Below are 25,967 nucleotides of genomic sequence, written 5' to 3'. Positions count from 1 at the left end.
GTCGGCATGCGCTCGCAGTGGGGCGCTAGGGGCGGGTCAGTTGGACGCGGTCGGCCGGGTGGACGGTCTGCGTGCCGTCCGGGGTGGTGACCACCAGGACGGGCACACCCTCGCCGAGGCGGTACTTGCGGCGCTCGGCGTCGGTGGGCATGCGGGCGCTGACCCGCTCGCCGCGGGCCAGAGCGATGACCTCCGTCGGCTCCGGCACCCGGACGAACGTGCCACGCGGCCGGTCAACGGTGACGAGACCCTCCGTCCGAAGCTGGCCGATCGCCTGGCGGACCGTGGTGCGGCTGATCCCGTACTCCTGGGCCAGCCGCAGCTCGCTGGGCAGCGGCTCCCCAGGCCCCAGCTCCCCGGACTCGATCTGATTCCGGAGCAGGTCAGCCAGTTGCCGGAACACCGCACGGTCCGCGGAGGGATCGATCATGTTCAACAGTTTACGTGACCACATCGCTCCGTCGTATTGTACGTATGACCGGTCGTTAGTACGATGGACGTGCCGCGCTTGAGAAGGCCGAGCTTGATCGCGCGGCAGGGCGGGCGACAGTCCCACCGCACGCATCCGCGTCCCGGCCCGGATGTCGCCCGTTCAATCCCACCCTCGACCACCCCGATTTCGTCCCCGCCCCCATCGCCCACAACGGCCCCTGTTCACCGCCGAGCAAGACCTCGATCAAGGCCAGGCACCCTGCTCGGTTTGCGGCCCCGTTCGCACGACGGCGTCGGGCTGCCCGTGCTCGCCGACGGTGGCCAGCCGCCCGACTCTGCAGTCTCGGCCCCGGCTGGGTGATTGGACCTCCAGGTGAGCTGCTACAGCTCGGGACTCGAGCCCTCGCGAGGCGGCGGTGGGAGGTTGGCGAAACGGTCCGGTTTGGCGAGCGGCCGAAGAGCAGAGCAAGCGGCCGCCGAGTTGCCATGCGGGGTGAGCCCCGGCGCCGGATCCGCTTTCGCGCAGCGCCTCGGACCTCCTCCGCGAGGCGCGCTGAACCCGCCACCGCATCGGACTCTTCTTGTGCGTGGCGCGCCGGACGCGCCTTCGAGAGGCGCGCCAGACTTCCTTCCGCGTGGCGCGCCGGACCTGCCACCGCTTGGTGGCCGGACTTCTTTCCGCGTGGCGCGCCGGACCTGCCACCGCTTGGTGGCCGGACTTCTTTCCGCGTGGCGCGCCGGACCTGCCACCGCCTGGTGGCCGGACCTGCCACCGCTTGGTGGCCGGACTTCCTTCCGCGTGGCGCGCCGGACCTGCCACCGCCTGGTGGCCGGACCCGCCACCGCTTGGCGGCCGGACTTCCCTCCACGTGGCGTGCCGGATTTCCCTCCGCGTGGCGTGCCGAGGCCTGCCACCGCATGGCGGGCCGGACTTTCCTTCGCGTGGCTCGCTGAACCCACCTCCGCGTGGCGCATCGGACTTCCCTTCGCGTGGCGTGCCGGGCCCACCTTCGCGTGGCGTGCCGGAGCGGCCCTCGCGGGGCCGGTAGACCGCCTTGGCGTGGCGCGGTGACCCCCTCCGCGTGGCGCGGTGGCTGTGGCTCTTTGTTGAGGCATAAGAACGGGATAGCGAGTTCTCCCGGGTTGGCCCATACGCGAGGTAGCCCCGGGCGGTTGGTTGGTGGCCTGCGCGCCGGGAAGGCGTTGCGGGTTCGCTCGAACCGCCGGCCTTAGGGCCTGAGGGTCCCGCGGGCCGGTGGTCCGAGCTTTGGTGCGGTGAGCGCGTCGCCGGTCGCTCGCCGCGGCTTAAGCGCGGGTGCTGGTGAGGATCAGCCACCAGCACCCGCGGCCCGGCGCCGCCAGGTGCCGGGGGTGATGTGGTCTTGGTCCGGCGGTGGACCGGGGTGGGCTGACCGGCGTTTGGTGGTGGGCGCGGAGTAGGGGGATCGGCCGCCGTCGGTCCGGCTGGAGCGACGGCGGCCGCCCCCGTTGGGTGTGTGGCTTCCGGGTGGGGGGAGAGCGGGAGGGCCGTGCTGGAGCGGGTGACCGCCCGGCGGATTGGGGGCCTCCGAGGTGGAGGGCGGTGTCCGCCGGGCGGCACCTGTGGCAGGGGAACCGGGGTCTGACCTGATGGGCCTCCTTTCGTGGGCGGGATCGCGGCCGGCCGGGGACGGGAACGTCCGGGGGTGGAGCGGGCCACGACGGGGCGGAGAGACGAACGTCCGGGGATGGAGGTGATCGCGCGGAGGCGGAGGGGCGAAGGCCCGGATGAAGGGATCGCCTGGCTCCGGAGAGTCGAACGTCCGGGGATGAACGGAGTCGCCCGGGGGTGGCGTGCCGGGTGCCAGCGGAAGCAAGGGGTCCGGCGGGGGCGGCGAGGCGGGTGCCAGCGGAAGCAAGGGGTCCGGCGGGGGCGGCGAGCCGGATGCCAGCGGAGGAAAGGTGTTCAACGGCGAGGCGGACGTCAGGGGAGGCAAAGGATCGGGCGAAGGCCGTGAGGTGGGCGCCAACGGGCCGGGGACATCGGGCGGAGTGGACGCGGGCGGTAGAGATTGAGCCGGCGAGAACTGTGGCCGGTGGGCGTCGGGGTGGGGCGGCGAAGGGTGGGGACGAGGGCTGTAGGGCGGGAAGAGGAAGGCCTGGGGATTGCGGTGGGGTGGGTAGGCGAAGGTCCACGGTGGGAACGGGCCGTGGTGGGGTGGGGACGGGAGCGTGTGGGGGGCTCGGAGGGGGAAGGGAAGGGCTGGAGGGGGAACCAGACGGTCGATGCAGGGGGCGGGGAGGCCGCAGCTGCACCGGCGCCAGAGGGTGCGCCACGTGCGTCTATGTGTGGGGTACACGGGCACGGGTCGGTGGCTCTGACTTCGCCTAGTCATGGGAACAGTATAGATGACTCATGACTACGTGTCTCCTGTAAACTTTATGACCGACTAATAGTCTCGCGCCTACGGTCGATCATGTGGCAGCGAAACCGATCCGGCTCATGGGGGCACACGAGATCCGCATCCGTCTGGGTGGGGTGAGCCGGCAGCGTGCGTACCAGATCACCAGCCGCGCCGACTTCCCCAAGCCGGTTGCCGATCTGGCCCAAGGCAAGGTCTGGATGACCGACGACGTCGAGGGGTGGATGAAGGTGCACCGCCGGGACCTGGACGACTCCGAGGACTGACCCGCCGCCGTACGGGCGCGCGGGGATGTGACCAGGCGACCGGGCCGCAACGGCTCGGCGCCTCTCAGTCATGTCGTGAGTCCGGTGTGGAGGGCGGCGCCAGGGCCACCCCGGCTCCTCGGCGTTCGACGAAGCCGGCCACTTCCAGCAGGGAGAGCCGGCGCAGGACCGTGCGCAGCTCCACCCCGGCCTTCGCGGCCAGCTCCTCGGGGGTGGCCGTGCCCCGGCGCGGCACCGCCTCCAGCACGAGCGCTGACTCCTCGTCGAGCGAGTCGCGCCGGTGGGCCGGGCCCCGCGGCGGGTCGGCGAAATATTCACCCACCCGGCCGACCGCCTCGAGCACGTGCGGCAGGCCGGTGACCAGGATCGTCTCCGGCCGGTCGCGGAGCAGCTCGTGGCAGCCCACGGACACCGCCGACGTCACCGGGCCGGGCACGATCATGGCCGTACGGTTGAGGGCCAGCACCCGGCTCATGGTCTGGGCCGCCCCGCTGCGCGCCGCCGCCTCGACCATCACCGTGCCGGCGGTCGCGGCCGCGATCACCCTGTTGCGGATCAGGAAGCGGTGCCGCAGCGGTTCCGCGCCCGGGGGCCATTCGCTGATCAGCAGGCCGGTCTCGGTGATCTGCTCGAACATCGCCGAGTTGCCCGCCGGGTAGGGCCGGTCCACTCCGCAGGCCAGCACCGCGACCGTACGCCCGCCACCGGCCATGGCCGCCCGGTGCGCCGCCGCGTCGATGCCGAAGGCGCCACCCGAGACGACCGTCCAGCCCGCCTCGGCCAGGCCGAAGGCCAGCTCGGTGGTCACATGCAGGCCGTACGGGGTGGCGGCGCGGGCCCCGACCACGGCGACCGACCGTTCGAGCGTCGCGCCCAGCGGCCACGGCCCGCGAACCCAGAAACACAACGGCGGCCGTACGTCCTCATTGGCCCGGCCCGGTCCGTCCAGCCTCAGCGTGGCCAGCGACTCGACCCGGCGCGGCCACTCGTCGTCCGACGGCACCACGATGCGCGCCCCGAGCCGCCGGGCCCTCCCCAGGGTGAGTTCCATCAGCCGTCCCGGCGCCAGATCGGGCGCCCGCACCTGCAAGGCGGTCCGCATCGCCCCTTTGAGCTCGCTGCGCATCAGCCGATCGAGTGCCTCCGGCGCGCCGAACCGCTCCACCAGCTCCCACACCTTCCGGTTGCCCGGCTCGGCCAGCCAGGTGAGCGCCACCCGTGCCGCCCGATCAGCATCCGTGCCGGCTGCGGAAAGGGCGCCGCCGGCAGGGCCGGCCGGGGAAGGATCGGAGACAAGAGGAAGGACGGGCTCGAAGTCAGCCACGAACGTCGCCCATGCGGAGCTGGAACGCCTCGGTCACCTCTCGGCGGGCGGGACGGTCGAGGCCGTCGAGGTCCGCGATCGTCCAAGCCAACCGGACGACTCTGTCGAAGCCCCGGGCCGACAGCAGCCCGCGATCGAGAGCATGGTGCAGGTCAGTGGTGTCCTTGGCCGGCAACCGCCAGGGCGCTTGGCGGAGCTTGGGGCCGGGCACGTCGGCGTTGACCCGATCCCAGCGGGCCCGGGCCGCCGCCCGGGCCTTGGCCACCCGCTCGCCGACCACGGCCGAGGTCGGCGCCGGTGTGGTCGCCGTCATCAACTGGGCGGCCGTCAGAGGGTGCAGGGTCAGCCGGATGTCGATGCGGTCGAGCAGCGGTCCCGAGAGCCGGGCCAGATAGCGGCGCCGGGTCAGCGGTGAGCAGACACAATTCTGATCGCCGGCGGGGCTCGCGCACGGGCACGGGTTGGCCGCCATCACGAGCTGGACGCGGGCCGGGTACCGGATCGTGCCCTGGGCCCGGCCCAGCACCACCACCCCCGTCTCCAGTGGCTGGCGCAGCGCCTGCAGGGTGGAGTTGCGGATCTCGGCCGCCTCGTCGAGGAAGAGCACGCCGCGGTGGGCCAGCGACAGCGCGCCGGGCCGGGGGATGCCGCTGCCCCCGCCGACCAGGGCCGCCGTGGTCGCCGTGTGGTGCGGCGCCTGGAACGGCGGCCGCCGGACCAGGCCTTCGTTCGCGGTGAGCTGCCCGGCGATCGACTGCAGCGCCGTGACCTCGAGGGCCGCCGCGTCGCCGAGCTCGGGCAGGAGCGACGGGAGGCGTTCGGCCAGCATCGTCTTGCCCGCGCCGGGCGCTCCGAACAGCGCCAGGTGGTGACCGCCGGCCGCGGCCACCTCGAGGCCGTAGCGGCCCAGCTCCTGTCCGGAGACGTCGGCCAGGTCGGGGCCGCCGGCCGGGGGCGCCGGGATGGGTGGCGGCGGGTCGAGCAGCTCGCCGCCGGCCCGGACGAAGTCGACCAGCCGGTGCAGGCTGTCGACGGCCCGCACGGTGACACCGGGCACGACCGTGGCCTCCCGCGCGTTGTCGAGCGGCACGATCACCCGGTCGATGCCCGCGCCCGCGGCGGCGGCCACCATCGGCAGCACGCCGCGCACCGGGCGGACCGCCCCGTCCAGGCCGAGCTCACCGAGCAGCACGACGCCCTCGAGCGCGGCCGCCGGCAGCTCACCGGCGCCGGCCAGGAGGGCGGCGGCGATGGCGAGGTCGAAGGCGCTGCCGTGTTTGGGCAGGGCGGCCGGCAGCAGGTTGACCGTGATCCGGCGGTTGGGCCAGGACTGGCCCGAGTTGACCACGGCCGCCCGCACCCGGTCGCGGGCCTCGTGCAGGGCGGTGTCGGGCAGGCCGGTCAGCACCACCGCCGGCAGCCCGGCCGAGAGGTCGGCCTCCACCTCGACGATGTGGCCGGTCATCCCGACCAGGCCGACGCAGAGCACGCGGGCGTAGCTCATCAGAACGCCGCACGCAGGTGCTGGATCTGGGTGGCGCCCCGCTGCTGCGGGAGCACCTCGACCACGTCGAAGCGGATCTCCCGGTGGCTGAGGCCGGACTCGTCGAGCCAGCGGCGGGCAAGGCGCCGGATCTTGCGGACCTTGCTCGGCGTGATCGCTTCCGCCGGCGGGCCGAAGTTGCTGTTGAGCCGGGTCTTGACCTCACAGATGACCAGGTCGTCGCCGTCGCGCAGGACGAGGTCGAGCTCGCCGTCGGCGCAGCGCCAGTTGCGCGCCAGGATCACGTATCCCAGGTCCATGAGGTGCTGGGCGGCGACCCGTTCGCCGTACGCGCCCACCGCTCGTCTTTGCGTCGTCATGGCCGACACCCTGGCCCGATCGCGAGCGCTGTGCCGCGGGCCCTGTGGACAGAGCGCGATTGTGGAAAACCTGAGAGTCACCAGATCGGTGTGTTATGGGCCCACGTGTGGCATCGGCGTCCTTGGTCACCTAAGTTGCGACATCGTGGAAGGACACCGCTACGCCGACGACTCCGAGCCGAGCTGGTACTCAGGCGGCCAGTACTCCCGAAGCACCAGCCCCGACGTCTCCGGTTCCCATCAGGTCGGCAACCCGTACGACTCGGGCATCCACGAGCGGCCGAGCGGCGCGTTCCGGCTGCCCGATCAGCGGCCGGCCGTCGATCCGTACGGCGTCTCGGACACCGGCAGTCACGCCCGGCCGGCCGAACCGGACACCCGGATCCCCGTCCGCGGCCCGGAGTACCCGACGATCAAGCCGCCGGCCGTGGAGAAGGAGCCGGCGCCGGTGGCCGAGCCCACCGCCCTGGTGCCGCCCGTCACGCCCCGCACGCCCGTGTATCAGTCCAAGCGGTCGACGACGTCCTTCCTTGTCGCGATCGTCATGATTGTCCTGATGATCCCGGTTGTGCGGCTGCTGATCGATGCGACGTTCACCGGCGATCCCACGCCCCGCGCGATCGTGCCGGCGGTCCTTCTCACGCTGGGTTTCACGCTCAGCGGCGTCGGCCTGTTCGCGCTCGCCAAGGGCGGCCCGACCGGGCGCGAGGCCTGGGTGCGCCCGCCCGTGGCGTACCTCCCGGTGGGTTTGATCCTGCTGGTCGCGGCGGGCCTGGCGGTGGCCTGAGCGCGACCCGGAAGGGGGCTTCCCCCGGATTGGCGTATGCTGGTCGACGGCGACCGCCTAGTGCGGCCGACCTCGCGCGCCCTCTGCCAGGTCAACCCCTCGGCAGCGACGGCCCTCCCTGGTCTCGATCATCTCGGGTCCGACTGTGGCCGGCGACCGGGCGCCAGGACGCTCACCGCCGGTGAGCGTGACAACCAGGGACCACAGGGAGCTACCCACCATGGCCGTCGTGACCATGCGCCAGCTGCTGGAGAGCGGTGTCCACTTCGGGCACCAGACCCGGCGCTGGAACCCGAAGATGAAGCGCTTCATCTTCACCGAGCGCAACGGTATCTACATCATCGACCTGCGCCAGACCCTCGACTACATCGAGAAGGCCTACGCGTACGTGCGGGACACCGTCGCCGAGGGTGGCCACATCCTCTTCGTCGGCACCAAGAAGCAGGCCCAGGAGGCGATCGCCGAGCAGGCGACCCGCGTGGGCCAGCCGTACGTGAACCACCGCTGGCTGGGCGGCATGCTCACCAACTTCCAGACGGTGTACAAGCGCCTTCAGCGGATGAAGGAGCTCGAGGCCCTGGGTGACCTGAGCGGCACCGCCGCCGGGTACACCAAGAAGGAGACCCTGCAGCTCTTCCGCGAGAAGACCAAGCTCACCAAGACCCTCGGCGGTCTGCGTGACATGACCAAGACGCCGTCGGCGATCTGGGTCGTGGACACCAAGAAGGAGCACATCGCCGTCGACGAGGCCCGCAAGCTGGGCATCCCGGTCATCGCGGTGCTCGACACCAACTGTGACCCGGACGAGGTCGACTTCCCGATCCCGGGCAACGACGACGCGATCCGTTCGGCCGAGCTGCTGACCAAGGTCATCGCCGCCGCCGTCGCCGACGGTCTGATCGCCCGCTCCGGCCGTGGCCGTGGTGGCGCCGACGAGAAGCCCGAGCCGGGCACCGTCGCCGCCGGCGAGCCGCTGCCCGAGTGGGAGCGCGACCTGTACGAGGGCGCCGAGAAGAAGGCCGCCGACGCGCCCGCTGCTGAGGCGCCCGCCGCCGAGGCGCCCGCTGCTGAGGCGCCCGCTGCGGAGGCCGAGCCCGTGCCGGCCGCCACGGCACCCGCCGAGTAAGTCAGCCAATCCCGAACTGACATCGAGAGAGAGTCATGGCTAACTACAGCGCCGCGGACGTGAAGAAGCTCCGCGATCTCACCGCTGCCGGCATGATGGACTGCAAGAAGGCCCTCGACGAGGCGGACGGCGACTTCGACAAGGCCGTCGAGTTCCTGCGCATCAAGGGCGCCAAGGACGTCGGCAAGCGGGCCGGCCGCACCGCCGCCAACGGCATCGTGGCCCACTCGGGCAGCGCGCTGCTCGAGCTCAACTGCGAGACCGACTTCGTCGCCAAGACCCCCGACTTCGTCGCGCTGGGTCAGCGTCTGGTCGAGTTCGGCGCGCAGAACAAGCTCGCCGACGCCGCCGCCCTCTCGGCCGCGGTGCTCGAGGACGGCAAGTCGGTCGCCGACACGATCCAGGAGTACTCCGCCAAGATCGGCGAGAAGATCGTCCTGAACCGTTTCGTGATCGTCGACGGCACCGTCGCGGTCTACCTGCACCGCAAGGCGCAGGACCTCCCGCCGCAGGTCGGCGTGCTCGTCGAGTACACCGGCAAGAACGACGAGGCGGCCGACGCGGACGCCCGGGGCATCGGCATGCAGATCGCCGCCATGCGCCCGCGCTTCCTCACCCGCGAGGAGGTGCCGGCCGAGGTCGTCGAGTCGGAGCGCCGCATCGCCGAGGAGACCGCCAAGGAGGAGGGCAAGCCCGAGAAGGCTCTGCCCAAGATCGTCGAGGGCCGGGTGAACTCCTTCTTCAAGGACTACGTCCTGCTCGAGCAGTCGTCGGTCGTCGACAACAAGAAGACGGTCAAGCAGATCGCGGAGGAGGCCGGGCTGAACATCACCCGGTTCGTCCGGTTCGAGGTCGGCCAGGAGTAATCCGGCTGCCGAGCTAGAGGCTAGGGAGGCCGGGTACGCGATTCTGCGTCCGGCCTCCTCCTCACATAAGGTCTCAGCTGAGTACTAAGGAAAGGCGGGTCTCGATGGTGACCGACAAGCCCAAGCGCGTCGTGCTGAAGCTCTCCGGCGAGGTGTTCGGCGGTGGCGCGGTCGGCGTCGACCCCGACGTCGTGCAGGGCATCGCCGGCCAGATCGCCACCGTCATCCGCCGGGGCATCCAGGTCGCCGTCGTGGTCGGCGGCGGCAACTTCTTCCGCGGCGCCGAGCTGCAGAAGCGTGGCATGGACCGTAACCGCGCCGACTACATGGGCATGCTCGGCACCGTGATGAACGCGCTCGCCCTGCAGGACTTCCTGGAGAAAGAGGGCATCGAGACGCGGGTGCAGACCGCGATCACGATGGCCCAGGTCGCCGAGCCGTACATCCCGCTGCGGGCCATCCGCCACCTCGAGAAGGGCCGCGCGGTCATCTTCGGCGCCGGCGCGGGCATGCCGTACTTCTCCACCGACACGGTGACCGCCCAGCGCGCGCTCGAGATCCATGCGGACATCGTGCTGATGAGCAAGAACGGCGTCGACGGCGTCTACACCGCCGACCCGCGCCTCGATCCGACCGCGCAGAAGCTCGACACCGCCACCTATCAGGAGATCCTCCAGCGCGGGCTGCGCGTCGCCGATCAGGCCGCTTTCAGCCTCTGCGAGGAGAACAAGCTCCCCATGCTCGTCTTCGGGGCGGAGGGCGACGACACTATTGTGCGCGCCGTGAGTGGCGACAAAATCGGCACCCTGATCACCGCCTAGTCCCCGCACCAACGAGAAAAGCAAGGAGGCGAGAAGAGCCGGTGATCGACGAGACCCTCTTCGAGGCCGAGGAAAAGATGGAGAGCGCGGTCGAGCACGCCAAGGAGGAGTTCGCCGCCATTCGCACGGGGCGGGCCACTCCGGCCATGTTCTCCAAGATCGTGGTGGACTACTACGGCGCGCCCACGCCGGTGACGCAGATGGCCTCGGTCGGCGTCCCGGAGCCGCGCATGGTGATCGTCAAGCCGTACGACGCCTCCCAGCTCGGCCCGATCGAGCGGGCGATCCGCGACTCGGACCTCGGGGTGAACCCGAACAACGAGGGCACCCAGCTGCGCATCCACCTGCCGCAGATGACCGAGGAGCGCCGCCGCGACATGATCAAGATCGCGCGGACCAAGGCGGAGGAGGGCCGGGTGGCCATCCGCAACGTCCGCCGCAAGGCCAAGGAGCAGATCGACCGTCTGGTCAAGGACGGCGAGACCGGCGAGGACGACGGCCGTCGCGCCGAGAAGGAGCTCGACGACGTGACCCACCGTTACGTCTCCGTCGTGGACGAGCTCGTCAAGCACAAGGAAGCCGAGTTGCTCGAGGTCTGATGTCATACCTCGATCCGCGTGCCGGGCGCACCTCCGGCGACGACACGGGCGTGCCGGCGCCGTACGCCTATGACGTGCCCGGCGACAAAGCCTGGCACGCGGCCGAGGACGTCCCGACCAACCAGTTGCCGGTGGTGAAGCCCGAGGAGCCCAAGCGCGGCCCGGGCCGCCGCCGGGCCAAGGGCGGAGGCCCCGGCGAGCCCACGACCAGCCGCGCGGGCCGCAACCTGCCGGCCGCCATCGGGGTCGGCGTCGGCCTGGTCCTGGTGGTGCTTCTCTCACTGCTCTTCTGGGGCCCGGCCTTCTTCGCCGTGATCGTGGTCGCCTCCGGCGTCGGTGTCTGGGAGATGACCCGGGCCCTACGCTCGTCGGGCGCCAACGCCCCGGTCGTCCCGCTGGTCGCCGGCGCGGTCCTGATGACCGGGCTGGCCTGGTACGGCGGCACCGACGCGTTGCTGCTGGGCCTGGTGGTCACCGTGCTGGCCGCGGTCGTCTGGCGGCTGGCCGACGGCGCCGAGGCGTTCCGCCGTGATCTGACCGCGAGCGTCCTGGTCGCGGTCTACGTGCCGTTCCTGCTCAGCTTCGGCATCCTGCTCTTTCTTCCCGAGAGCGACGAGGACGGCAAATGGCGGGTGCTGTGCACGCTGCTGGCCGTGGTGCTTTCCGACACAGGCGGCTACGCGACCGGTGTGTTCTTCGGCAAGCACAAGATGGCCCCGTCGATCAGCCCGGGCAAGACGTGGGAGGGCTTCGCCGGCTCGATCTGCGCCTCGGCCATCGGCAGCGCCCTGCTGCTGTACTTCCTGCTCGACATCCAGGTGTACTGGGGCCTGCTGTTCGGCGCCGTGCTCTCGGTGGTCGCGGTCGTGGGTGACCTGGCCGAGTCGATGCTCAAGCGCGACCTCGGTGTCAAGGACATGAGCAGTCTGCTGCCCGGCCACGGCGGCCTGATGGACCGGCTCGACTCGATCCTGTTCGCCGTCCCCACCGCGTACCTGCTCTTCGCCCTGATCGCGTGGGCCCAGTGAACTTCCCCGAGCGTGCGAGACTTGTTCTGCCATGACGATTCTTCCGGTCATCCCGACCAGCCCCGACAAGCCCGACGCGGTCACCACCCGCCGCCGCCCCGCCATGCCCCCGCGCCATCTGGCCGACATGGATCTCGCCGCCCGGCAGGCCGCGGTGACCGCTCTGGGCGAGCCCGCGTTCCGCGCCAAGCAGCTCTCCACCCACTACTTCGGCCGGCTCGTGCGCGACATCGACGAGATGACCGACCTGCCCGCCAAGACGCGCGCCAAGCTCACCGGCGACCTGCTGCCCAACCTGCTGACCCCGGTCCGCGAGCTGGCCTGCGACGAGGGCGCCACCCGCAAGGCCCTGTGGCGGCTGCACGACGGCGCGCTGGTCGAGAGCGTCCTGATGGGCTACCCGGACCGGGTCACGGCCTGTGTCTCCAGCCAGGCGGGCTGCGGCATGGCCTGCCCGTTCTGCGCGACCGGCCAGCAGGGCCTGACCCGCAACCTGTCGGTCGCCGAGATCGTCGACCAGGTGGTCTACCTGGCCGGGGTCGCGGCGTCGGGCGCGGTCACCGGTTCGCCTCCGCGGCTGTCCCGGGTCGTCTTCATGGGCATGGGCGAGCCACTGGCCAACTACCCGCGGGTCATCGAGGCGGTCCGCCGGCTGACCACCCCGGCCCCGGAGGGCCTGGGACTTTCGCAACGGCACATAACCGTCTCCACCGTGGGACTAGTGCCCGCTATGCGCCGCCTGACGGCCGAAGACCTGAACGTGACCCTTGCGCTGTCCCTGCACGCCCCCGATGATGATCTGCGCGATGAGCTAGTGCCCGTCAACCAGCGTTGGAAGGTGGCCGAGGTGCTCGATGCCGCGTTCGACTACGCGGCGCAGACGGGACGCCGGATCTCGATCGAGTACGCCCTGATCAGGGACGTCAACGATCAGCCCTGGCGTGCCGACCTGCTCGGCAAGCTCTTGCACGGCAAGCTGGCGCATGTGAATCTCATCCCGCTCAACCCGACCCCGGGCAGCAAGTGGGATGCGAGCCCGAAACCGGTCGAGCGCGAGTTCGTCCGCCGCCTCCGCGAGTCCGGGGTGTCGACGACGGTCCGCGATACCCGGGGCCGGGAGATCGACGGCGCGTGCGGCCAGCTGGCCGCGGGCGAGCTTACGGAGGCGAGCGCTGGGGGCGCGGCCGACCCGGAGGTGGCACAGTGACTGGGCGTAGGTCCCAGCGAGCGGAGTGGGAGACGTTGTGACGAGTCAGGGGCAGCGTTTCCGGCGGCGTGCGCTGCGCCGCGGTTACAAGGTCGATGAGGTCGACGCCTTCCTGGACCGCGTCGAGGCCACCCTGGCCGGCGAGCAGTCCGGCCCGCCCGTGGGCGCGCAGGAGGTGCACGACGTGGTCTTCCGCGTGCGCTTCGGCGGCTACGACGAGTGGCAGGTCGACCTCCACCTGGACCGCGTCGAGCGCCAGCTGGCCGAGCTCGAGGACCGCGGCGGCCGGGGCGCCCCGGCGCCCGACCCGATGCGTGACTCGCTGCGCGGCGGCCTCACCACCGGCAGCTTCGCCCGGCCACCGGCCGGCGCCAACACGGGCAGCATCAACGCGGCGGCGGCCGGCCGGATGGCGCCGCCCACCGAGCGTCTCCCGGCCCCGCCCATCCGGGACGACCGGATGCCGGACAGGATGCCGCCGCCCGACCGGATGCAGCCGCAGCAGATGCCGCAGCGCCCGCAGATGCCCGCCCCCGACCCGTATGCGGGCCGGTTCGACGAGCCGACCGGCTACGGCCAGCCGCCGCAGCCTCAGCTGCCGCAGCGCCAGACCCAGCCGCCGCCCCCGCCCGGCTACGACCCGCGGGACCAGCGCGACCCCCGGGATCCGCGCGGTTACGACCAGGGCGGCTACGACCAGGGCTTCGACAACACCGGTGGCTTCGAGAACACGGGCGGTTTCGACGGCTTCGAGGCCGGCCGGCACGGCAAGACCGACATGACGGCCGAGATCCGCATGCCCCGCGAGCAGGACCCGCGCGGCTACGGCGCCCCGCCGCCGATGGGCGGCCCGCCGATGGGCGGACCCCCGATGGGTGGCCCGCCGATGGGTGGCCCGCCGATGGGCAACGCCCCGATGAGCGGCCCGCCCCAGGGCGGTGGCTACGGCGGCCCGCCGCAGCCCCAGCTGCCGCCGCCGATGGGCGAGCCGGGTGGTGAGCTCTACCGGGTCGACCAGCTGCGCCGCACGTTCCAGCCGCGGCGCTTCGGCAGCGGCTACGACCCGATGCAGGTGGACCGGCTGTTCGAGGGCATCCTGCAGGCGATGACCGGGCGCGGGCCGATGCCCGTACCGGAGAACGACCTCGACATGCTGCAGTTCGGCCTGGTGCCCGGTGGCTACTTCGAGGCCGAGGTCGACGCCGCGCTGCGCGAGGTCAAGGACATCCTCACCCGACGCCGATAAAGGAAAAGGGGCCCGGCCGGGCCCCTTTTTCGTGGCGAAGGGTTACTGCTCGCTGGGCCGCAGGCCACGGCGCCGCAGGACGGCGTCGGCGATCACCGCGACGACCAGGCCGACCGCGAACACGACGAGCCAGATGTTCTCGGTGTTGCCCTCGTGATTGCCCCAGAAGAACATCAGGATGACGATCGCCGAGATGATCGCGCCCTTCTGTCCCCGCCGCCGGTTGCCCGGCTTGAGCTGGTCGGGGGCGTAGACCTCATCATGTTCTTCCGCAGACACCGCCGGAGTCCTTCCGTCCAAGGCCTTCTTACTCCTGCTCAGTCTCGCACGGCGGCTCCGCGCGCGGCCCACCAACCCGGACCCGGTACCTTCGATGCGGTCGGGTTCTTGGATCGAGGGAGTTAAACGGTGCGGATCACAGGCACTGGGCACGCGAGCATGCGGATCGACACCGCCGCCGGCAGCATTCTGTGCGATCCATGGGTCAATCCGGCGTTCTTCGCGTCATGGTTCCCTTTCCCGGACAATTCCCAGCTCGACTGGGAGACGCTGGGCAACGTCGACTACCTCTACGTGTCGCATCTGCACCGCGACCACTTCGACGCCGAGCACCTCAAGCGCTACATCAACAAGAAGGCCACCGTCCTGCTGCCGGAGTACCCGACCAGCCAGCTCGAGGACGAGCTGCGTGACCTGGGCTTCACCAGCTTCTTGAAGACCAAGTCGGACGAGGTGCACGAGCTCGACGGCGGCCTGAAGATCATGATCCAGGCGCTGATCAGCCCCACCGACGGCCCGATCGGCGACTCCTCGCTCTGGGTCGAGCACGACGGCATCCGGGTGCTCAACCAGAACGACGCGCGCCCGTCCGACCTGAGCCGGTTCGCCGAGCTCGGCCACGTGCACGCCCACATGCTGCAGTTCTCCGGCGCCATCTGGTACCCGATGGTCTACGAGCTGCCCGACGCGGCCAAGACCGCGTTCGGCAAGCAGAAACGCGACCGTCAGTTCGACCGCACCTGGCGCTACATCGACGACCTGAAGGCCGACCACGTCTTCCCGATCGCCGGCCCGCCGTGCTTCCTCGACGACGAGCTCTACCAGTTCAACGACATCTTCGGCGACGAGGGCAACATCTTCCCCGACCAGTCGGTCTTCATGACGGAGTACGCCAAGGTCGGCGGCACCAACGGCATCGTCCTGCTGCCGGGATCGACGACCGATCTGTCGGAAAAAGAGGCGACCACCACCCACCCGGTTCCGGTCGACGAGTTCTTCGCGAACAAGAAGCAGCACCTCGAGGAGATGCGCGAGCGCAAGGCCCCGATCATCGCGGCCGAGAAGGCCAGCTGGCGGCACCCCGAGATCGACGTGCTGGGCGAGCTCAAGAAGCGCATCGAGCCCCTGCTCGAAGAGTCGATCTACATGGCCCAGGGCGTCGGCGGCCCGGTCCGCTTCGACTTCACCGACAGCTTCGGCCCGACCGGCGAGATCCTCGAGTCGATCGTGGTCGACTTCCCCGGCAAGCAGGTCCGCCCCTACGCCGGCGAGAAGGTCCGCTACCGCTTCAAGACCGGCCGAGCGCTGGTCGAGCACCTGATCCACATTGACGAGGGTGACTGGGTCAACTCGCTCTTCCTGTCCTGCCGCTTCTCTGCCGCCCGCATCGGCCAGTACAACGAGTTCGTCTACGCGTTCTTCAAGTGCCTCTCCGAGGAGCGCCTGCAGTACGCCGAGGGCTGGTACGACGAGCACGAGAAGGCCGTCGAGGCCGAGGACACCCAGTTCGGCGACTGGACGGTCCAGCGCCGCTGCCCGCACCTCAAGGCCGACCTCAGCCGCTTCGGCATGGTTGACGGCAACGTCCTGACCTGCCAATTGCACGGCTGGAAATTCGACCTCCCCAGCGGGCGCTGCCTGACCAGCGTGGGCCACAAGATCCGGGCCAGCAAAGGCGAGTAAATCAAGATCAAGGGCGGGTCGTAGCGGGGTGGTGGGTACAGTTCGCTGCTCCCGCCGAGGGCCGCGGCGGGGTGAGCTGGGCGCTGGCGCGCCCAGAGCGCTCACCCCACCACGGCGACGTGCGTGAGTGGTTGCGCCCAGAAACCCAAAGTCAAAAACAAAGCCGCACCCCGCCGGACGCGCGGGGTGCGGCTTTTCTCGTGGGCCGGGAACTCAGGTTCGCGAGGCCAGGACTTAGGTTCGCGAGGCCAGGACTCAGGTTCGTGAGGCCAGGACTCAGGCGAGGTCTTTCAGGATGCGCTGGGCGACGTTGTGGCCGGCGGCGCCGATGACGCTGCCGGCCGGGTGGGTGCCGGCCGAGCCCGCGTACAGCCCGTCGAGGCCCGTGAAATAGGGCATGCGCTCGTTGAAGGCGACCGTGTTGTCCACGTGGTGGATGTGGCCGCCGGTGATGCCGAAGTGCTCCTCGATGCCCGGCGGCGTGAGCGGCATCATGTCGACCACGAGGTCGCGGGTGCCCGGGGCGTACCGCTCGCAGATGTCGAGCAGCTTGTCGATGTAGCCGGGCAGCTCGGCCTCCCAGGACGAGCCCGCGGGCTCATACGGCACCGACTGCACGAACAGCGCCGACGAGTGGTTGCCCTCGGCGTCCCGCAGCGACGGGTCGACGGTCGTGTGCAGATACCACTCGATGGTCGGCTCGGCCGGGAGCCGGCCGGCCTGCACGTCGGCCCACATGGCCCGCAGCGCCGCCATCGGCGAGTCGGTGCCCGGCACCCCGGCCAGCCCGGCCGAGCCCGGCAGCAGGTGAATGGTCGAGCCGAACGGCGACGCCGTGCCGTCGGGCAGGCAGGAGAACCGCGGCAGCCCGCGCAGCGCCAGGTTGAGCTTGAGCGTCGACCCCGGTTTGCGCACCGCGGCCATGTGCGAAGTCAGCGACGCGGGCAGCGTGCCCTCGGGCACGAGGTCGATCAGCCTGTACGGGTCGCAGCTGCCCAGGACCACGCGGGCGGCGATGGAGCGCCCGTCGGCCAGCACGACCCCGCTGGCCGCGCCGCCGTCCACGGTCACCGAGGCCACCGGGGCGCCGGTCAGGATCTGGGCCCCGGCCGCGCGGGCGGCGTCGGCGAAGACCCGCGACACGGTGCCCATGCCGCCCTGAGCGATCATCCAGGTGCCGTCCGAGCCGGGCAGGCGGCACATGTTGTGCACAAGGAAGTTGTGGCCGGTGCCCGGGTCGTCCGGGCCGGCGTTGAGGCCGGAGAGCCCGTCCGTCACCGCGTACATGCTCATCAGCAACTCGCTCTTGAAGCCGAACCGCGCGAGATAGTCGGCCACCGAGCCCCGCACGAGGTCGACGAAGGTGCTCTGCAGCTGGGGCCGGATGTACCGATCGGCGATCTCCTCGACCGTCCCCGGCTCCTCGAGCCAGGCCGGCGCGAGGTCGGCCCGCAGCGCGGCGATCTCCACCGAGAGCTGCTCGTCGGCCGCGACGTCGCGACGGGAGAAGAAGCGCTCGAGCTGCGCCCTGGTGGCCGCCTGGTCGCGGCCGAAGAGCAGATAGGGCGAGCCGGCCGGGCCGGGCGTGGGGAGGAAGTAGTGCGGGTCGCGGCGCAGCACGGGGATGTCGACGTCGAGGGTGCGCAGCAGCTCCGGCGGCATCAGCCCGAGCAGGTAGGAGCCGGTGGACTGGCCCAGACCGGGAGCCGCCGGGAAGGGGCGCTCGGTGCGGGCGGCGCCGCCGATGACAGTCGCCGCCTCGAGCACGGTGACGCTCAGGCCGGCGCGCGCCAGCAGGATCGCCGAGACGAGGCCGTTGTGGCCCGCTCCGATGATCACCACGTCGGAACGCTGGGGGAGAGTGGTCATGACGAGTGAGCGTAGCGCGGCGCTATGTGAACGCTACTCAGCTTTTCGTGCCCGATATGTGGCCTCATAGGTACTCGCGCTGCGGGTCGCCGCGTACCCGGCCAGGACGATGACGTGGAACAGATAGAGCCAGAGACCGACCGCGATCGTGCCGCCGATGGCGTCGAAGCCCCCGAAGGGCGCCCCCAAATCGAGCGGCAGGGAGCAGAACAGCACGAAACCGTGCAGAAAACCGGAGAGGTTGGCTGCGGTGAACGACCCCACGAGGACGGTGGACAGCCAGGCCGGGCGGCCCGGGGCCACGTACCGGTAGACCCAGATCAGCACCGGCGTGAGCACCAGCCAGCAGGCGAGAAACGACAGAACCACGCCTAGTACCGAATACCACCCGCCGCGCTCCCAAAGGCCACTGGTCGCCGGGAGGGCGAGGAACATCGCCAGCAGCAGCGCCGGCGCCGCGGCCAGGATCGGCAGCCACAGCAGACGGCCGCGCCAGCCCACGAGAGGCTCGCTGCCGGGCGCGCGCAGGGAGACGAAGGCCCGGCGCAACCCCTCGCCGTAGAAAGTGGCCGGGAGCAGGCTGGCCAGAGCGAACCAGGGTGTGAGGTGCAGCCCGGCGTCGATCAGGGCGGAGAGGGCGTGCGGCGCGCCGATCGCGTCGGGCAGGGCGCCGATCGTACGGCCGGTCAGCCGGCGCACCCGGTCGGCCCCGGCGATCCACCCGGTGACCCAGATCGCCAGCAAGGCGATCGGCACCACCGCGATCCCGGCGTAGAAGGTGACGGCAGCAGCGTGCAATGCGAGGTCACGACCCTTGAGTGGCCGAAACAGGGAGATCAACCACCGGGGCATGGAGACCGCATACCCAGTTATCCACAGGCCGACGCGAGCGATCTCCGGCGATCCGGGAAGATGGGCGGCATGCGCGAGCTCGTCCTCCTCGGATCCACCGGCTCCATCGGCACCCAGGCCATCGACATCGTGCGCCGCAATCCCGACCGGTTCCGCGTGGTCGCGCTCGGCGCCGGCGGGGGCAACGTCGCCCTGCTCGCGGCCCAGGCGCTCGAGCTCGGCGTCGACGTGGTCGGGGTGGCCCGCGCCTCGGTCGTGCAGGACCTGCAGCTCGCCTTCTACGCCGAGGCGCAGAAGCGCGGCTGGGCCACCGGCGACTTCAAGCTCCCCAAGATCGTGGCCGGGCCGGACGCGATGACCGAGCTGGCCCGCTGGCCCTGCGACGTCGTGCTCAACGGCGTGGTCGGCAGCCTCGGCCTGGCCCCGACGCTGGCCGCCCTCGAGTCGGGCCGGGTGCTCGCCCTGGCCAACAAGGAGTCGCTGGTCGCCGGCGGCCCCCTGGTCCGCCGCATCGCCAAGCCGGGCCAGATCGTCCCGGTCGACTCCGAGCACTCGGCGCTGGCCCAGTGCCTGCGCGGCGGCGCCCGCGAGGAGGTGCGCCGGCTGATCCTGACCGCCAGCGGCGGCGCGTTCCGGGGCCGCCGCCGCGAGGAGCTGACGAACGTCACACCCGAGGACGCGCTGAAGCACCCGACGTGGGACATGGGCCCGGTGGTCACCATCAACACGGCCACGATGGTGAACAAGGGGCTTGAGGTGATCGAGGCGCACGAGCTGTTCGCGGTGCCGTACGACGACATCGAGGTGACGATCCACCCGCAGTCGGTGATCCACTCCCTCGTCGAGTTCGCCGACGGCTCGACGCTGGCCCAGGCCAGCCCGCCCGACATGCGGCTGCCGATCGCGCTGGCCCTGGCCTGGCCCGAGCGGGTGCCGGGGGCGGTCGCGGCGGTCGACTGGCGTGAGGCGCACAACTGGGAGTTCCGCCCCCTCGACGACGAGGCGTTCCCGGCCGTCGCGCTGGCCAAGCAGGCCGGCCGCGAGGGGCGCTGCCGCCCGGCGATCTACAACGCGGCCAACGAGGAGTGTGTGGCCGCTTTCGTCGCCGGTCGGCTACCTTTTCTGGGCATCGTCGACACGCTCGCCGAGGTGCTCGCGGCGGCCCCGGATTTTGCCGAGCCGGGTACGGTCGAGGAAGTGCTCGCCGCCGAGACATGGGCGCGCGCCCAGGCACAAGACGTGATCGCCAGGCACCTGGCATGACCGATACTGCGGCAGAAGGAGCTTGATGCTGTACTGGCTGGGTGTCGCCGGGTTCGCGCTGGCCATCCTGATCTCGGTGAGCCTGCACGAGGCGGGTCACATGATCACCGCCAAGCGCTTCGGCATGAAGGTGACGCGGTACTTCGTGGGCTTCGGCCCGACGGTGTTCTCCTTCCGGCGAGGTGAGACGGAGTACGGCCTCAAGGCGATCCCGCTCGGCGGCTTCTGCAAGATCGTCGGCATGACGCCGCAGGACGACGACGTCGCCCCCGAGGACCAGCCGCGCGCCATGTGGCGCTTCCCGGTGTGGAAGCGGACGATCGTGATGTCAGCCGGCTCGATCACCCACTTCCTGCTGGCGCTGGTGGCGACCTGGATCGCCGCGTTCACCTTCGGCCTGCAGAACACGTCCTACCCGACCACCACCGCCGACACCCTGCCGGAGAAGGCCGTCATCGACGTGCCCTCCTGCGTGTGGACGGGCAACGCCCCGGCCGGCGCCACCCAGGACGACTGCAAGCCCGGCGTCGACGGCGCCGTGGCCGGCCCGGCCTACGCGGCCGGCTTGCGCGACGGCGACCTGATCACCAGCGTCGGCGGCACCCCGATCACCAACTACGGCGACCTGGTCAACAAGATCCGCTCGTTGCCCGCCGGCAAGGTCGCCTTCGACTACACCCGCAACGGCACCCCGGCCACGGCCGAGGTCAACCTGATCAGTGCCGAGCGCAGCGCGATCACCGACGACAGCGAGGACGCCAAGACCACCAAGGTCTCGATCGCCGCGATCCTGTGGGACCAGGACAGCATCCCGTCGATGATCAAGTACAACCCGGCCTCGGCGGTCCCGGCCACCTTCGACTACGGCTGGTTCCTGGTCGACAACACGTTCGAGGCCATGAAGCGGATCCCCGACAAGATCCCGGCCCTGTGGCACTCGATCACCGGCGACGAGCGCGACCCGGACACCCCGATCAGCGTGGTCGGCGCGAGCCGGCTCGGCGGCGAGGCCATCGCCAACGGCGTGCCCCAGCTGTTCCTCACGATCTTCATCTCGCTCAACGTCTTCATCGGCATCTTCAACCTGTTGCCGCTGCTGCCGCTCGACGGTGGGCACATCGCCATCGCCTGGTACGAGCGGGCCCGCTCGTGGCTCTACGGCCGGCTGAAGAAACCCGACCCGGGCCGCGTCGACTACTACAAACTGATGCCTGTCACCTACGCAGTCATCTTGATTGGTGGTGCGTTCACCCTGCTGACCGTCACCGCCGATATCGTCAACCCGATCACGATCTTCAACAGGTGATGTGAAAGTGACCGCCATCAGTCTCGGTATGCCCGCTGTGCCCCCTCCGCCGCTGGCTCCCCGCCGGAAGAGCCGCCAGATCATGGTCGGCAACGTCCCGGTCGGTGGTGGCGCGCCGGTCAGTGTGCAGTCCATGACCACCACGCTCACGGCCGACGTCAACAAGACCCTGCAGCAGATCGCCGAGCTCACCGCCTCGGGCTGCCAGATCGTCCGGGTCGCCGTGCCGTCGCAGGACGACGTCGAGGCGCTGCCGGCCATCGCCAAGAAATCCGGCATCCCGGTGATCGCCGACATCCACTTCCAGCCGAAATACGTCTTCGCCGCGATCGACGCCGGCTGTGCCGCGGTCCGGGTCAACCCGGGCAACATCCGGCAGTTCGACGACAAGGTCAAGGAGATCGCCAAGGCGGCCTCGGACGCCGGCATCCCGATCCGGATCGGCGTCAACGCCGGCTCGCTCGACAAGCGCCTGCTGGAGAAATACGGCAAGGCCACCGCCGAGGCGCTGGTCGAGTCGGCGCTGTGGGAGTGCTCGCTGTTCGAGGAGCACGGCTTCCGCGACATCAAGATCTCGGTCAAGCACAACGACCCACTCGTCATGATCCGCGCCTACCGGCAGCTGGCCGAGCAGTGCGACTACCCGCTGCACCTCGGCGTGACCGAGGCCGGGCCGGCGTTCCAGGGCACGATCAAGAGCGCGGTCGCCTTCGGCGCGCTGCTGGCCGAGGGCATCGGCGACACCATCCGGGTCTCGCTGTCGGCCCCGCCGGTCGAGGAGATCAAGGTCGGCAACGCGATCCTGGAGTCGCTGGGCCTGCGCGAGCGCGGCCTGGAGATCGTCTCCTGCCCGAGCTGCGGCCGGGCCCAGGTCGACGTCTACACGCTGGCCGAGCAGGTGACCGCGGCCCTCGACGGCTTCCCGGTCCCGCTGCGGGTGGCCGTCATGGGCTGCGTCGTCAACGGCCCCGGCGAGGCCCGCGAGGCCGACCTGGGTGTCGCGTCGGGCAACGGCAAGGGCCAGATCTTCGTCAAGGGCCAGGTCATCAAGACCGTGCCCGAGGCGATCATCGTGGAGACCCTGGTCGAGGAGGCCCTGCGCCTGGCCGACGAGATGGGCGCCGACCTCCCCGAGGAGCTGCGCGACCTGGTCCCCGGCCCCCGGGTCACCGTGCACTGACCCATGAGCAAAGCGAAAGGCCCCGTCGGTGTCGACGGGGCCTTTCGCTTTTCCCCGCCATCCGGCCCGGAAGCGGGGTGCGGCCTCGGGGACCACTCAGCCGTAGCCGAGCGGCGGGCCGCCCGAGCTTGCGGTTGGGTGGGGTGAGACCGCGTACCTCGGTCTGGTCTCACTCGCTGTCGGCGAGGATGGCGTAAAGCTTGCGCTTGGTCTCGTTGAGCACCTCGAGCGCCTTCTGGCGCTGCTCGGCGGTGCCCGAGAAACCGACCTGCTTCAGCGCGCCCAGGATGCCGGCCGCGGCGTCGCGGAAATCCTGCACCTGGGACATCGAGTCGTCGCCGATGCGCGACCACGGCGGGTTCTCCGCGGCGGCCTCGGCCTCGGGGCGGCCGTCGGCGGTGAGACGGTAGCTCTTGCGGCTGCCGTTGGCCTCGGCCTCGATCAGGCCCTCGTCCTCGAGCAGCTGCAGCGTCGGGTAGACCGAGCCGGGGCTCGGGCGCCAGATGCCGTTCGTGCGGGAGTCGAGCTCCTGGATCATCTCGTAGCCGTGCATCGGGCGCTCCAGCAGCAGCGCCAGCAGGGCGGGGCGGACGTTGAGCCGCTGGCCGCGACCACCTCGTCGCGGGCCGCGACCGCCGGGACCACCGAACGGGCCGCCGGGGCCGAAGCCGCCGAAGTCGGGACCACCGCCGCCGAACGGGAAACCGCCCGGGAAGCCGAAGCCGCCGCGGTGCCGGCGACCCTCGTGACCTTCGTGCATGTGCCTCATGACTATCTCCGATCTGTTGTCGATAGCTAGACGATATATCGGCAATGCATCGTCGACAAGGGTTTCTTGAAGGGAGGGGGCTGCGACGGGTGTGGGCCGGGGTCGATCTGGCAATGTGATACCTGTGCTGACGGTGCCGATTCGCCAGCTCGGTGAGTCCGAGCGCGCAGCGGTCGAGAAGATCCTCGACCGCGACCCCTACGCCGGCGCCCAGATCGCCGAGCGGGTGGCGGCGCACGGCCTGAACTGGTGGCGCTCCGACGGGCGGATCTTCGGGTACGGTCCCGGCCGCCGCGTCGAGTCCATCATCTGGTCGGGCGCCCACCTCGTGCCGCTCTGCGCCACGCCGCCGGCCATCGCCGCCTTCGCCGACATGCTCGGTGCCGAGCCCCGCATCTGCTCGTCGATCATCGGACGCTCCGACCAGGTGCTCGACCTGTGGGACAGGCTGGGCGGCCACTGGGGCAAGGCCCGCGAGGTGCGCCCCAACCAGCCGTTGCTGGTCGCCGACCGCGACCCGGTGGTGCCGCCCGACCCCGAGGTCCGCCTGGTCCGCCCGAGCGAGATCGATCAGCTCTTCCCGGCCGCGGTGTCCATGTACACCGAGGAGGTCGGCGTCTCCCCGCTGATCGACGACGGCGGCCGCGGCTACCGGCGCCGCATCGCGGAGCTGGTCAAGGGCAAACGCGCCTACGCCCGCTTCGTCGGCGACCGGGTCATCTTCAAGGCCGAGCTGGCCATCGTCACCCGCCGCACCACGCAGGTCCAGGGCGTCTGGGTCGACCCGGAGTACCGCGGGCGGGGCCTGGCCGCCCCCGCGATGACCGCCGTCGTCCGCGACGCGCTACGCCGCGTGGCCCCCACGGTCAGTCTCTACGTGAACGACTACAACGCCCCCGCCCGCCGCGTCTACGAGCGCTGCGGCTTCATCTCGGCGGGCAGTTTCGCCACGGTGCTCTTCTAGAAACAGATCGGATCGGCCGAACGGATCGTTTTTCACGGCGTGGTATTCGCCGCGACGATGCGATCATCCGTATCGCATCTCGTACGGGTTAACGCCGGCCGAAAAGAACCGCCGGCAATCGTAGAGTCATCCCCATTCGAAATGGGGAGGGCAAAATGTTTCATTCTCGTCGATTCGTCGTGGCCGCGGTCACGACCGTGGCGCTTTCACTCGGTCTGGCCTCACCGGCCGAGGCGGCCGGCAGTCAGTGGCTCGTCGGCTCTCAGTACGCGGCGGGATACGAGGACGGCTGGCACAAGAGCCGCTACGCCACCGACATGGCCCTCGATGTGCTGGTGAAGCACAGCGGCACCATCCTGCGCTGTGCTCCGTCCGCGTTCACCTGGGTGCTGCCCGGCATCGGGCCGATGAAGACCCTGTCGTACGTGGTCAGCGGACGGGTCAAGGCCCTCGGCCGCACCTTGCAGCAGCAGACCCTCACGCAGAGGGTCGGAACAATGGCGCAGCACATTCCGGCCCGGGGTGGGTGCGCGGCCGCCCGCCAGGTCGTGCAATCGGCGGTCCTGATTTTCGCGGTCGGCCGCCGGGCCAGTCACGTGTACTACGCCGATTACAGCACCTACCGCGGCACCGGAATCGTCAATGGCGTCTGCACGATCGACATCCGGGTGTCGCAGTCGGGTTATCTGCCCGCCCGGCATTACGCGCAATACCGCGTCTGCGGCCCGACCTGGTGACGGTTCAGCGGCCCAGGCCGGTCAGGACGTCGTGCACGGTGGCGAAGTCGCCCGAGTTCAGGGCCGGGGTGGGCAGCAGGGCCATCACCGGCACCGTGATGCCGGCCGCCGCGTAGGCCTCGACCCGTTCGCGGCACTGCTCGGGGGTGCCGTGGACGATCAGGTCGTCGACGACCTGGTCGGGGATGGCGGCCAGGGCACCCTTGCGGTCGCCGGACGACCAGGCGTCCCACATCGGCCGCAGGATCTCGTCGCGGCCCAGCCAGCGGTGGAAGGCGGCGTAGGCGGGCACCGTGAGATACGACGTGATCATGCGGCGGCCGACGTTGCGCGCGTAGCCGGCGTCGTCGGTCGGGCAGACGAAGATGCGGGCGGCCACCTCGAAATCCGTACCCCCGGCCTTGACCTCGGCCAAAGCCGTGGCCACGTCGGCCGCGGAGAGCCAGTTGAGGATGACCCCGTCGGCCTCGGCGGCCGCCAGCCGCAGCATGCCGGGCCGGAGCGCGGCCAGCAGGATCCGGGGCGGGACGGCCGGTGCGCGCTCCAGCCGGAAGCGGCGGATGGTGAAGCTGTCGAACTCGCCGTCCACCAGCTCGCCGGCCAGGGCCGCCTTGAGGAAGCGGAGGACGTCGCGGCTGCGGGCGTACGGCTCGGTGAAGTCGGCCGCGTTCCAGTCGCCGACCACGACCGGTGAGGACGCGCCGATGCCGAGCTGGAAGCGGCCCGGCGCGGTCTCGGCGAGGGCGGCCGCGGTCATCGCGAGCAGGCCCGGTCCGCGGGTGAAGACCGGCGCGATGGCGGTGCCCAGGCTCAGGCTGGGCGCCCAGGCGGCGGCCAGGGTGAGCGGGGTGAACGCGTCCGAGCCGTTCACCTCGGACGACCACACGTCGGTGAAGCCGGCCTGCTCGAGCGCCGCGTAGACGGCGGCATGCTCGGCGAGCGGAACCCCGGCCAGCGGAACGGTCATTCCCCATCGCGTCGACATGGCCTCGATCCTGCCGTGGGGCGACCGTGAGGTCCATCACTTGTGACGCATCGGCGTAGGACGTGAGGTCCGCCACGGGCCGGTCGGAACGGGGGCAACCACGGGTATGTTTT

Annotated in this window: 24 protein-coding genes; 15 read left to right on the top strand and 9 right to left on the bottom strand. The window is 70.7% G+C overall.

Going from position 1 to position 25,967, the window contains the following annotated elements:
- Positions 1-25 precede the first annotated feature (25 nt).
- On the bottom strand, positions 26-430 hold the full coding sequence (locus tag AB0J66_RS14290; protein WP_364659784.1) for a winged helix-turn-helix domain-containing protein: 405 nt from the start codon (positions 428-430) through the stop codon (positions 26-28).
- A gap of 2,484 nt (positions 431-2,914) precedes the next feature.
- Here AB0J66_RS14290 and AB0J66_RS14285 point away from each other — a divergent pair.
- Positions 2,915-3,100 (top strand): DNA-binding protein, encoded by a 186-nt coding sequence (locus AB0J66_RS14285; RefSeq protein WP_364660251.1) that lies wholly within the window; start codon positions 2,915-2,917, stop codon positions 3,098-3,100.
- 64 nt (positions 3,101-3,164) lie between these two features.
- On the opposite strand, the gene AB0J66_RS14280 is transcribed toward AB0J66_RS14285, so the two are convergent.
- From AB0J66_RS14280 to AB0J66_RS14270, 3 genes are all read right to left on the bottom strand, one after another.
- Positions 3,165-4,316 (bottom strand): DNA-processing protein DprA, encoded by a 1,152-nt coding sequence (locus tag AB0J66_RS14280; protein ID WP_364659782.1) that lies wholly within the window; start codon positions 4,314-4,316, stop codon positions 3,165-3,167.
- A 100-nt stretch (positions 4,317-4,416) separates the two neighbouring features.
- Positions 4,417-5,928, bottom strand: a complete 1,512-nt coding sequence (locus AB0J66_RS14275; RefSeq protein WP_364659780.1) for a YifB family Mg chelatase-like AAA ATPase — start codon at positions 5,926-5,928, stop codon at positions 4,417-4,419.
- Complete coding sequence (locus tag AB0J66_RS14270; protein WP_364659778.1) at positions 5,928-6,287, bottom strand: YraN family protein; 360 nt, start codon at positions 6,285-6,287, stop codon at positions 5,928-5,930. Before AB0J66_RS14270 ends, AB0J66_RS14275 begins: the two co-directional genes overlap by 1 nt.
- A gap of 145 nt (positions 6,288-6,432) precedes the next feature.
- Between AB0J66_RS14270 and AB0J66_RS14265 the strand changes: the two genes are divergently transcribed.
- The 8 genes from AB0J66_RS14265 to AB0J66_RS14230 all read left to right on the top strand — a co-directional run bounded on the left by AB0J66_RS14265 (position 6,433) and on the right by AB0J66_RS14230 (position 13,967).
- Positions 6,433-7,074 carry a hypothetical protein gene (locus AB0J66_RS14265; RefSeq protein WP_364659777.1) on the top strand — a complete coding sequence of 214 codons (642 nt, stop codon included), beginning with the start codon at positions 6,433-6,435 and terminating at the stop codon, positions 7,072-7,074.
- Between the two features lie 220 nt (positions 7,075-7,294).
- Positions 7,295-8,200, top strand: coding sequence for a 30S ribosomal protein S2 (gene rpsB, locus AB0J66_RS14260; protein ID WP_364659775.1), 906 nt, complete (start codon positions 7,295-7,297; stop codon positions 8,198-8,200).
- Between the two features lie 35 nt (positions 8,201-8,235).
- Positions 8,236-9,066 (top strand): translation elongation factor Ts, encoded by an 831-nt coding sequence (gene tsf / locus AB0J66_RS14255; RefSeq protein WP_364659773.1) that lies wholly within the window; start codon positions 8,236-8,238, stop codon positions 9,064-9,066.
- A 104-nt stretch (positions 9,067-9,170) separates the two neighbouring features.
- Complete coding sequence (gene pyrH, locus AB0J66_RS14250; RefSeq protein ID WP_364659771.1) at positions 9,171-9,887, top strand: UMP kinase; 717 nt, start codon at positions 9,171-9,173, stop codon at positions 9,885-9,887.
- A 41-nt stretch (positions 9,888-9,928) separates the two neighbouring features.
- Positions 9,929-10,486, top strand: a complete 558-nt coding sequence (gene frr / locus AB0J66_RS14245; RefSeq protein WP_364659769.1) for a ribosome recycling factor — start codon at positions 9,929-9,931, stop codon at positions 10,484-10,486.
- Positions 10,486-11,514: a phosphatidate cytidylyltransferase gene (locus tag AB0J66_RS14240; protein ID WP_364659768.1), complete on the top strand. Its 1,029-nt coding sequence runs from the start codon at positions 10,486-10,488 to the stop codon at positions 11,512-11,514. The genes frr and AB0J66_RS14240 overlap by 1 nt, the downstream gene beginning before the upstream one ends.
- A 31-nt stretch (positions 11,515-11,545) precedes the next feature.
- The gene (rlmN, locus tag AB0J66_RS14235; protein WP_364659766.1) at positions 11,546-12,721 is read left to right on the top strand and encodes a 23S rRNA (adenine(2503)-C(2))-methyltransferase RlmN; all 1,176 of its coding nucleotides are present in this window, start codon (positions 11,546-11,548) and stop codon (positions 12,719-12,721) included.
- A gap of 37 nt (positions 12,722-12,758) precedes the next feature.
- The gene (locus AB0J66_RS14230) at positions 12,759-13,967 is read left to right on the top strand and encodes a DivIVA domain-containing protein (protein WP_364659764.1); all 1,209 of its coding nucleotides are present in this window, start codon (positions 12,759-12,761) and stop codon (positions 13,965-13,967) included.
- Between the two features lie 42 nt (positions 13,968-14,009).
- On the opposite strand, the gene AB0J66_RS14225 is transcribed toward AB0J66_RS14230, so the two are convergent.
- Positions 14,010-14,246 (bottom strand): DUF2631 domain-containing protein, encoded by a 237-nt coding sequence (locus tag AB0J66_RS14225; RefSeq protein ID WP_364659762.1) that lies wholly within the window; start codon positions 14,244-14,246, stop codon positions 14,010-14,012.
- A gap of 135 nt (positions 14,247-14,381) precedes the next feature.
- On the opposite strand from AB0J66_RS14225, the gene AB0J66_RS14220 reads away from it, so the two are divergent.
- A complete protein-coding gene (locus AB0J66_RS14220) occupies positions 14,382-15,929 on the top strand; it encodes a Rieske 2Fe-2S domain-containing protein (protein ID WP_364660249.1) in 1,548 nt (515 codons plus the stop codon).
- 276 nt (positions 15,930-16,205) lie between these two features.
- On the opposite strand, the gene AB0J66_RS14215 is transcribed toward AB0J66_RS14220, so the two are convergent.
- Positions 16,206-17,798, bottom strand: coding sequence for an NAD(P)/FAD-dependent oxidoreductase (locus AB0J66_RS14215; RefSeq protein ID WP_364659760.1), 1,593 nt, complete (start codon positions 17,796-17,798; stop codon positions 16,206-16,208).
- Between the two features lie 33 nt (positions 17,799-17,831).
- Entirely contained in the window at positions 17,832-18,650 is an 819-nt protein-coding gene (locus AB0J66_RS14210; RefSeq protein WP_364659758.1) for a YhjD/YihY/BrkB family envelope integrity protein, read from the bottom strand.
- A 60-nt stretch (positions 18,651-18,710) separates the two neighbouring features.
- Here AB0J66_RS14210 and dxr point away from each other — a divergent pair, with 60 nt between their 5' ends.
- From dxr to ispG, 3 genes are read left to right on the top strand one after another with little or no spacing between them, the layout of a single operon-like run.
- Positions 18,711-19,913: a 1-deoxy-D-xylulose-5-phosphate reductoisomerase gene (gene dxr / locus AB0J66_RS14205; protein WP_364659756.1), complete on the top strand. Its 1,203-nt coding sequence runs from the start codon at positions 18,711-18,713 to the stop codon at positions 19,911-19,913.
- Positions 19,914-19,938: 25 nt separating this feature from the next.
- On the top strand, positions 19,939-21,219 hold the full coding sequence (locus tag AB0J66_RS14200) for a site-2 protease family protein (RefSeq protein ID WP_364659754.1): 1,281 nt from the start codon (positions 19,939-19,941) through the stop codon (positions 21,217-21,219).
- 7 nt (positions 21,220-21,226) lie between these two features.
- The gene (ispG, locus tag AB0J66_RS14195; RefSeq protein ID WP_360241929.1) at positions 21,227-22,399 is read left to right on the top strand and encodes a flavodoxin-dependent (E)-4-hydroxy-3-methylbut-2-enyl-diphosphate synthase; all 1,173 of its coding nucleotides are present in this window, start codon (positions 21,227-21,229) and stop codon (positions 22,397-22,399) included.
- Between the two features lie 169 nt (positions 22,400-22,568).
- Here the strand turns inward: ispG and AB0J66_RS14190 are convergent, their stop codons facing one another.
- Positions 22,569-23,168, bottom strand: a complete 600-nt coding sequence (locus tag AB0J66_RS14190) for a PadR family transcriptional regulator (protein WP_364659752.1) — start codon at positions 23,166-23,168, stop codon at positions 22,569-22,571.
- Positions 23,169-23,292: 124 nt separating this feature from the next.
- On the opposite strand from AB0J66_RS14190, the gene AB0J66_RS14185 reads away from it, so the two are divergent.
- Together AB0J66_RS14185 and AB0J66_RS14180 are read left to right on the top strand one after the other, a co-directional pair.
- Positions 23,293-24,132, top strand: coding sequence for a GNAT family N-acetyltransferase (locus AB0J66_RS14185; RefSeq protein WP_364659750.1), 840 nt, complete (start codon positions 23,293-23,295; stop codon positions 24,130-24,132).
- A gap of 155 nt (positions 24,133-24,287) precedes the next feature.
- A complete protein-coding gene (locus AB0J66_RS14180; RefSeq protein WP_364659748.1) occupies positions 24,288-24,869 on the top strand; it encodes a hypothetical protein in 582 nt (193 codons plus the stop codon).
- A 4-nt stretch (positions 24,870-24,873) separates the two neighbouring features.
- On the opposite strand, the gene AB0J66_RS14175 is transcribed toward AB0J66_RS14180, so the two are convergent.
- Positions 24,874-25,836 (bottom strand): LLM class F420-dependent oxidoreductase, encoded by a 963-nt coding sequence (locus tag AB0J66_RS14175; RefSeq protein WP_364660247.1) that lies wholly within the window; start codon positions 25,834-25,836, stop codon positions 24,874-24,876.
- Positions 25,837-25,967 lie beyond the last annotated feature (131 nt).

Origin of the sequence: Actinoplanes sp. NPDC049598, from assembly GCF_040675435.1 — a bacterium.
Taxonomy (GTDB): domain Bacteria; phylum Actinomycetota; class Actinomycetes; order Mycobacteriales; family Micromonosporaceae; genus Actinoplanes.
This window is presented reverse-complemented; position numbering and strand designations above follow the sequence as displayed.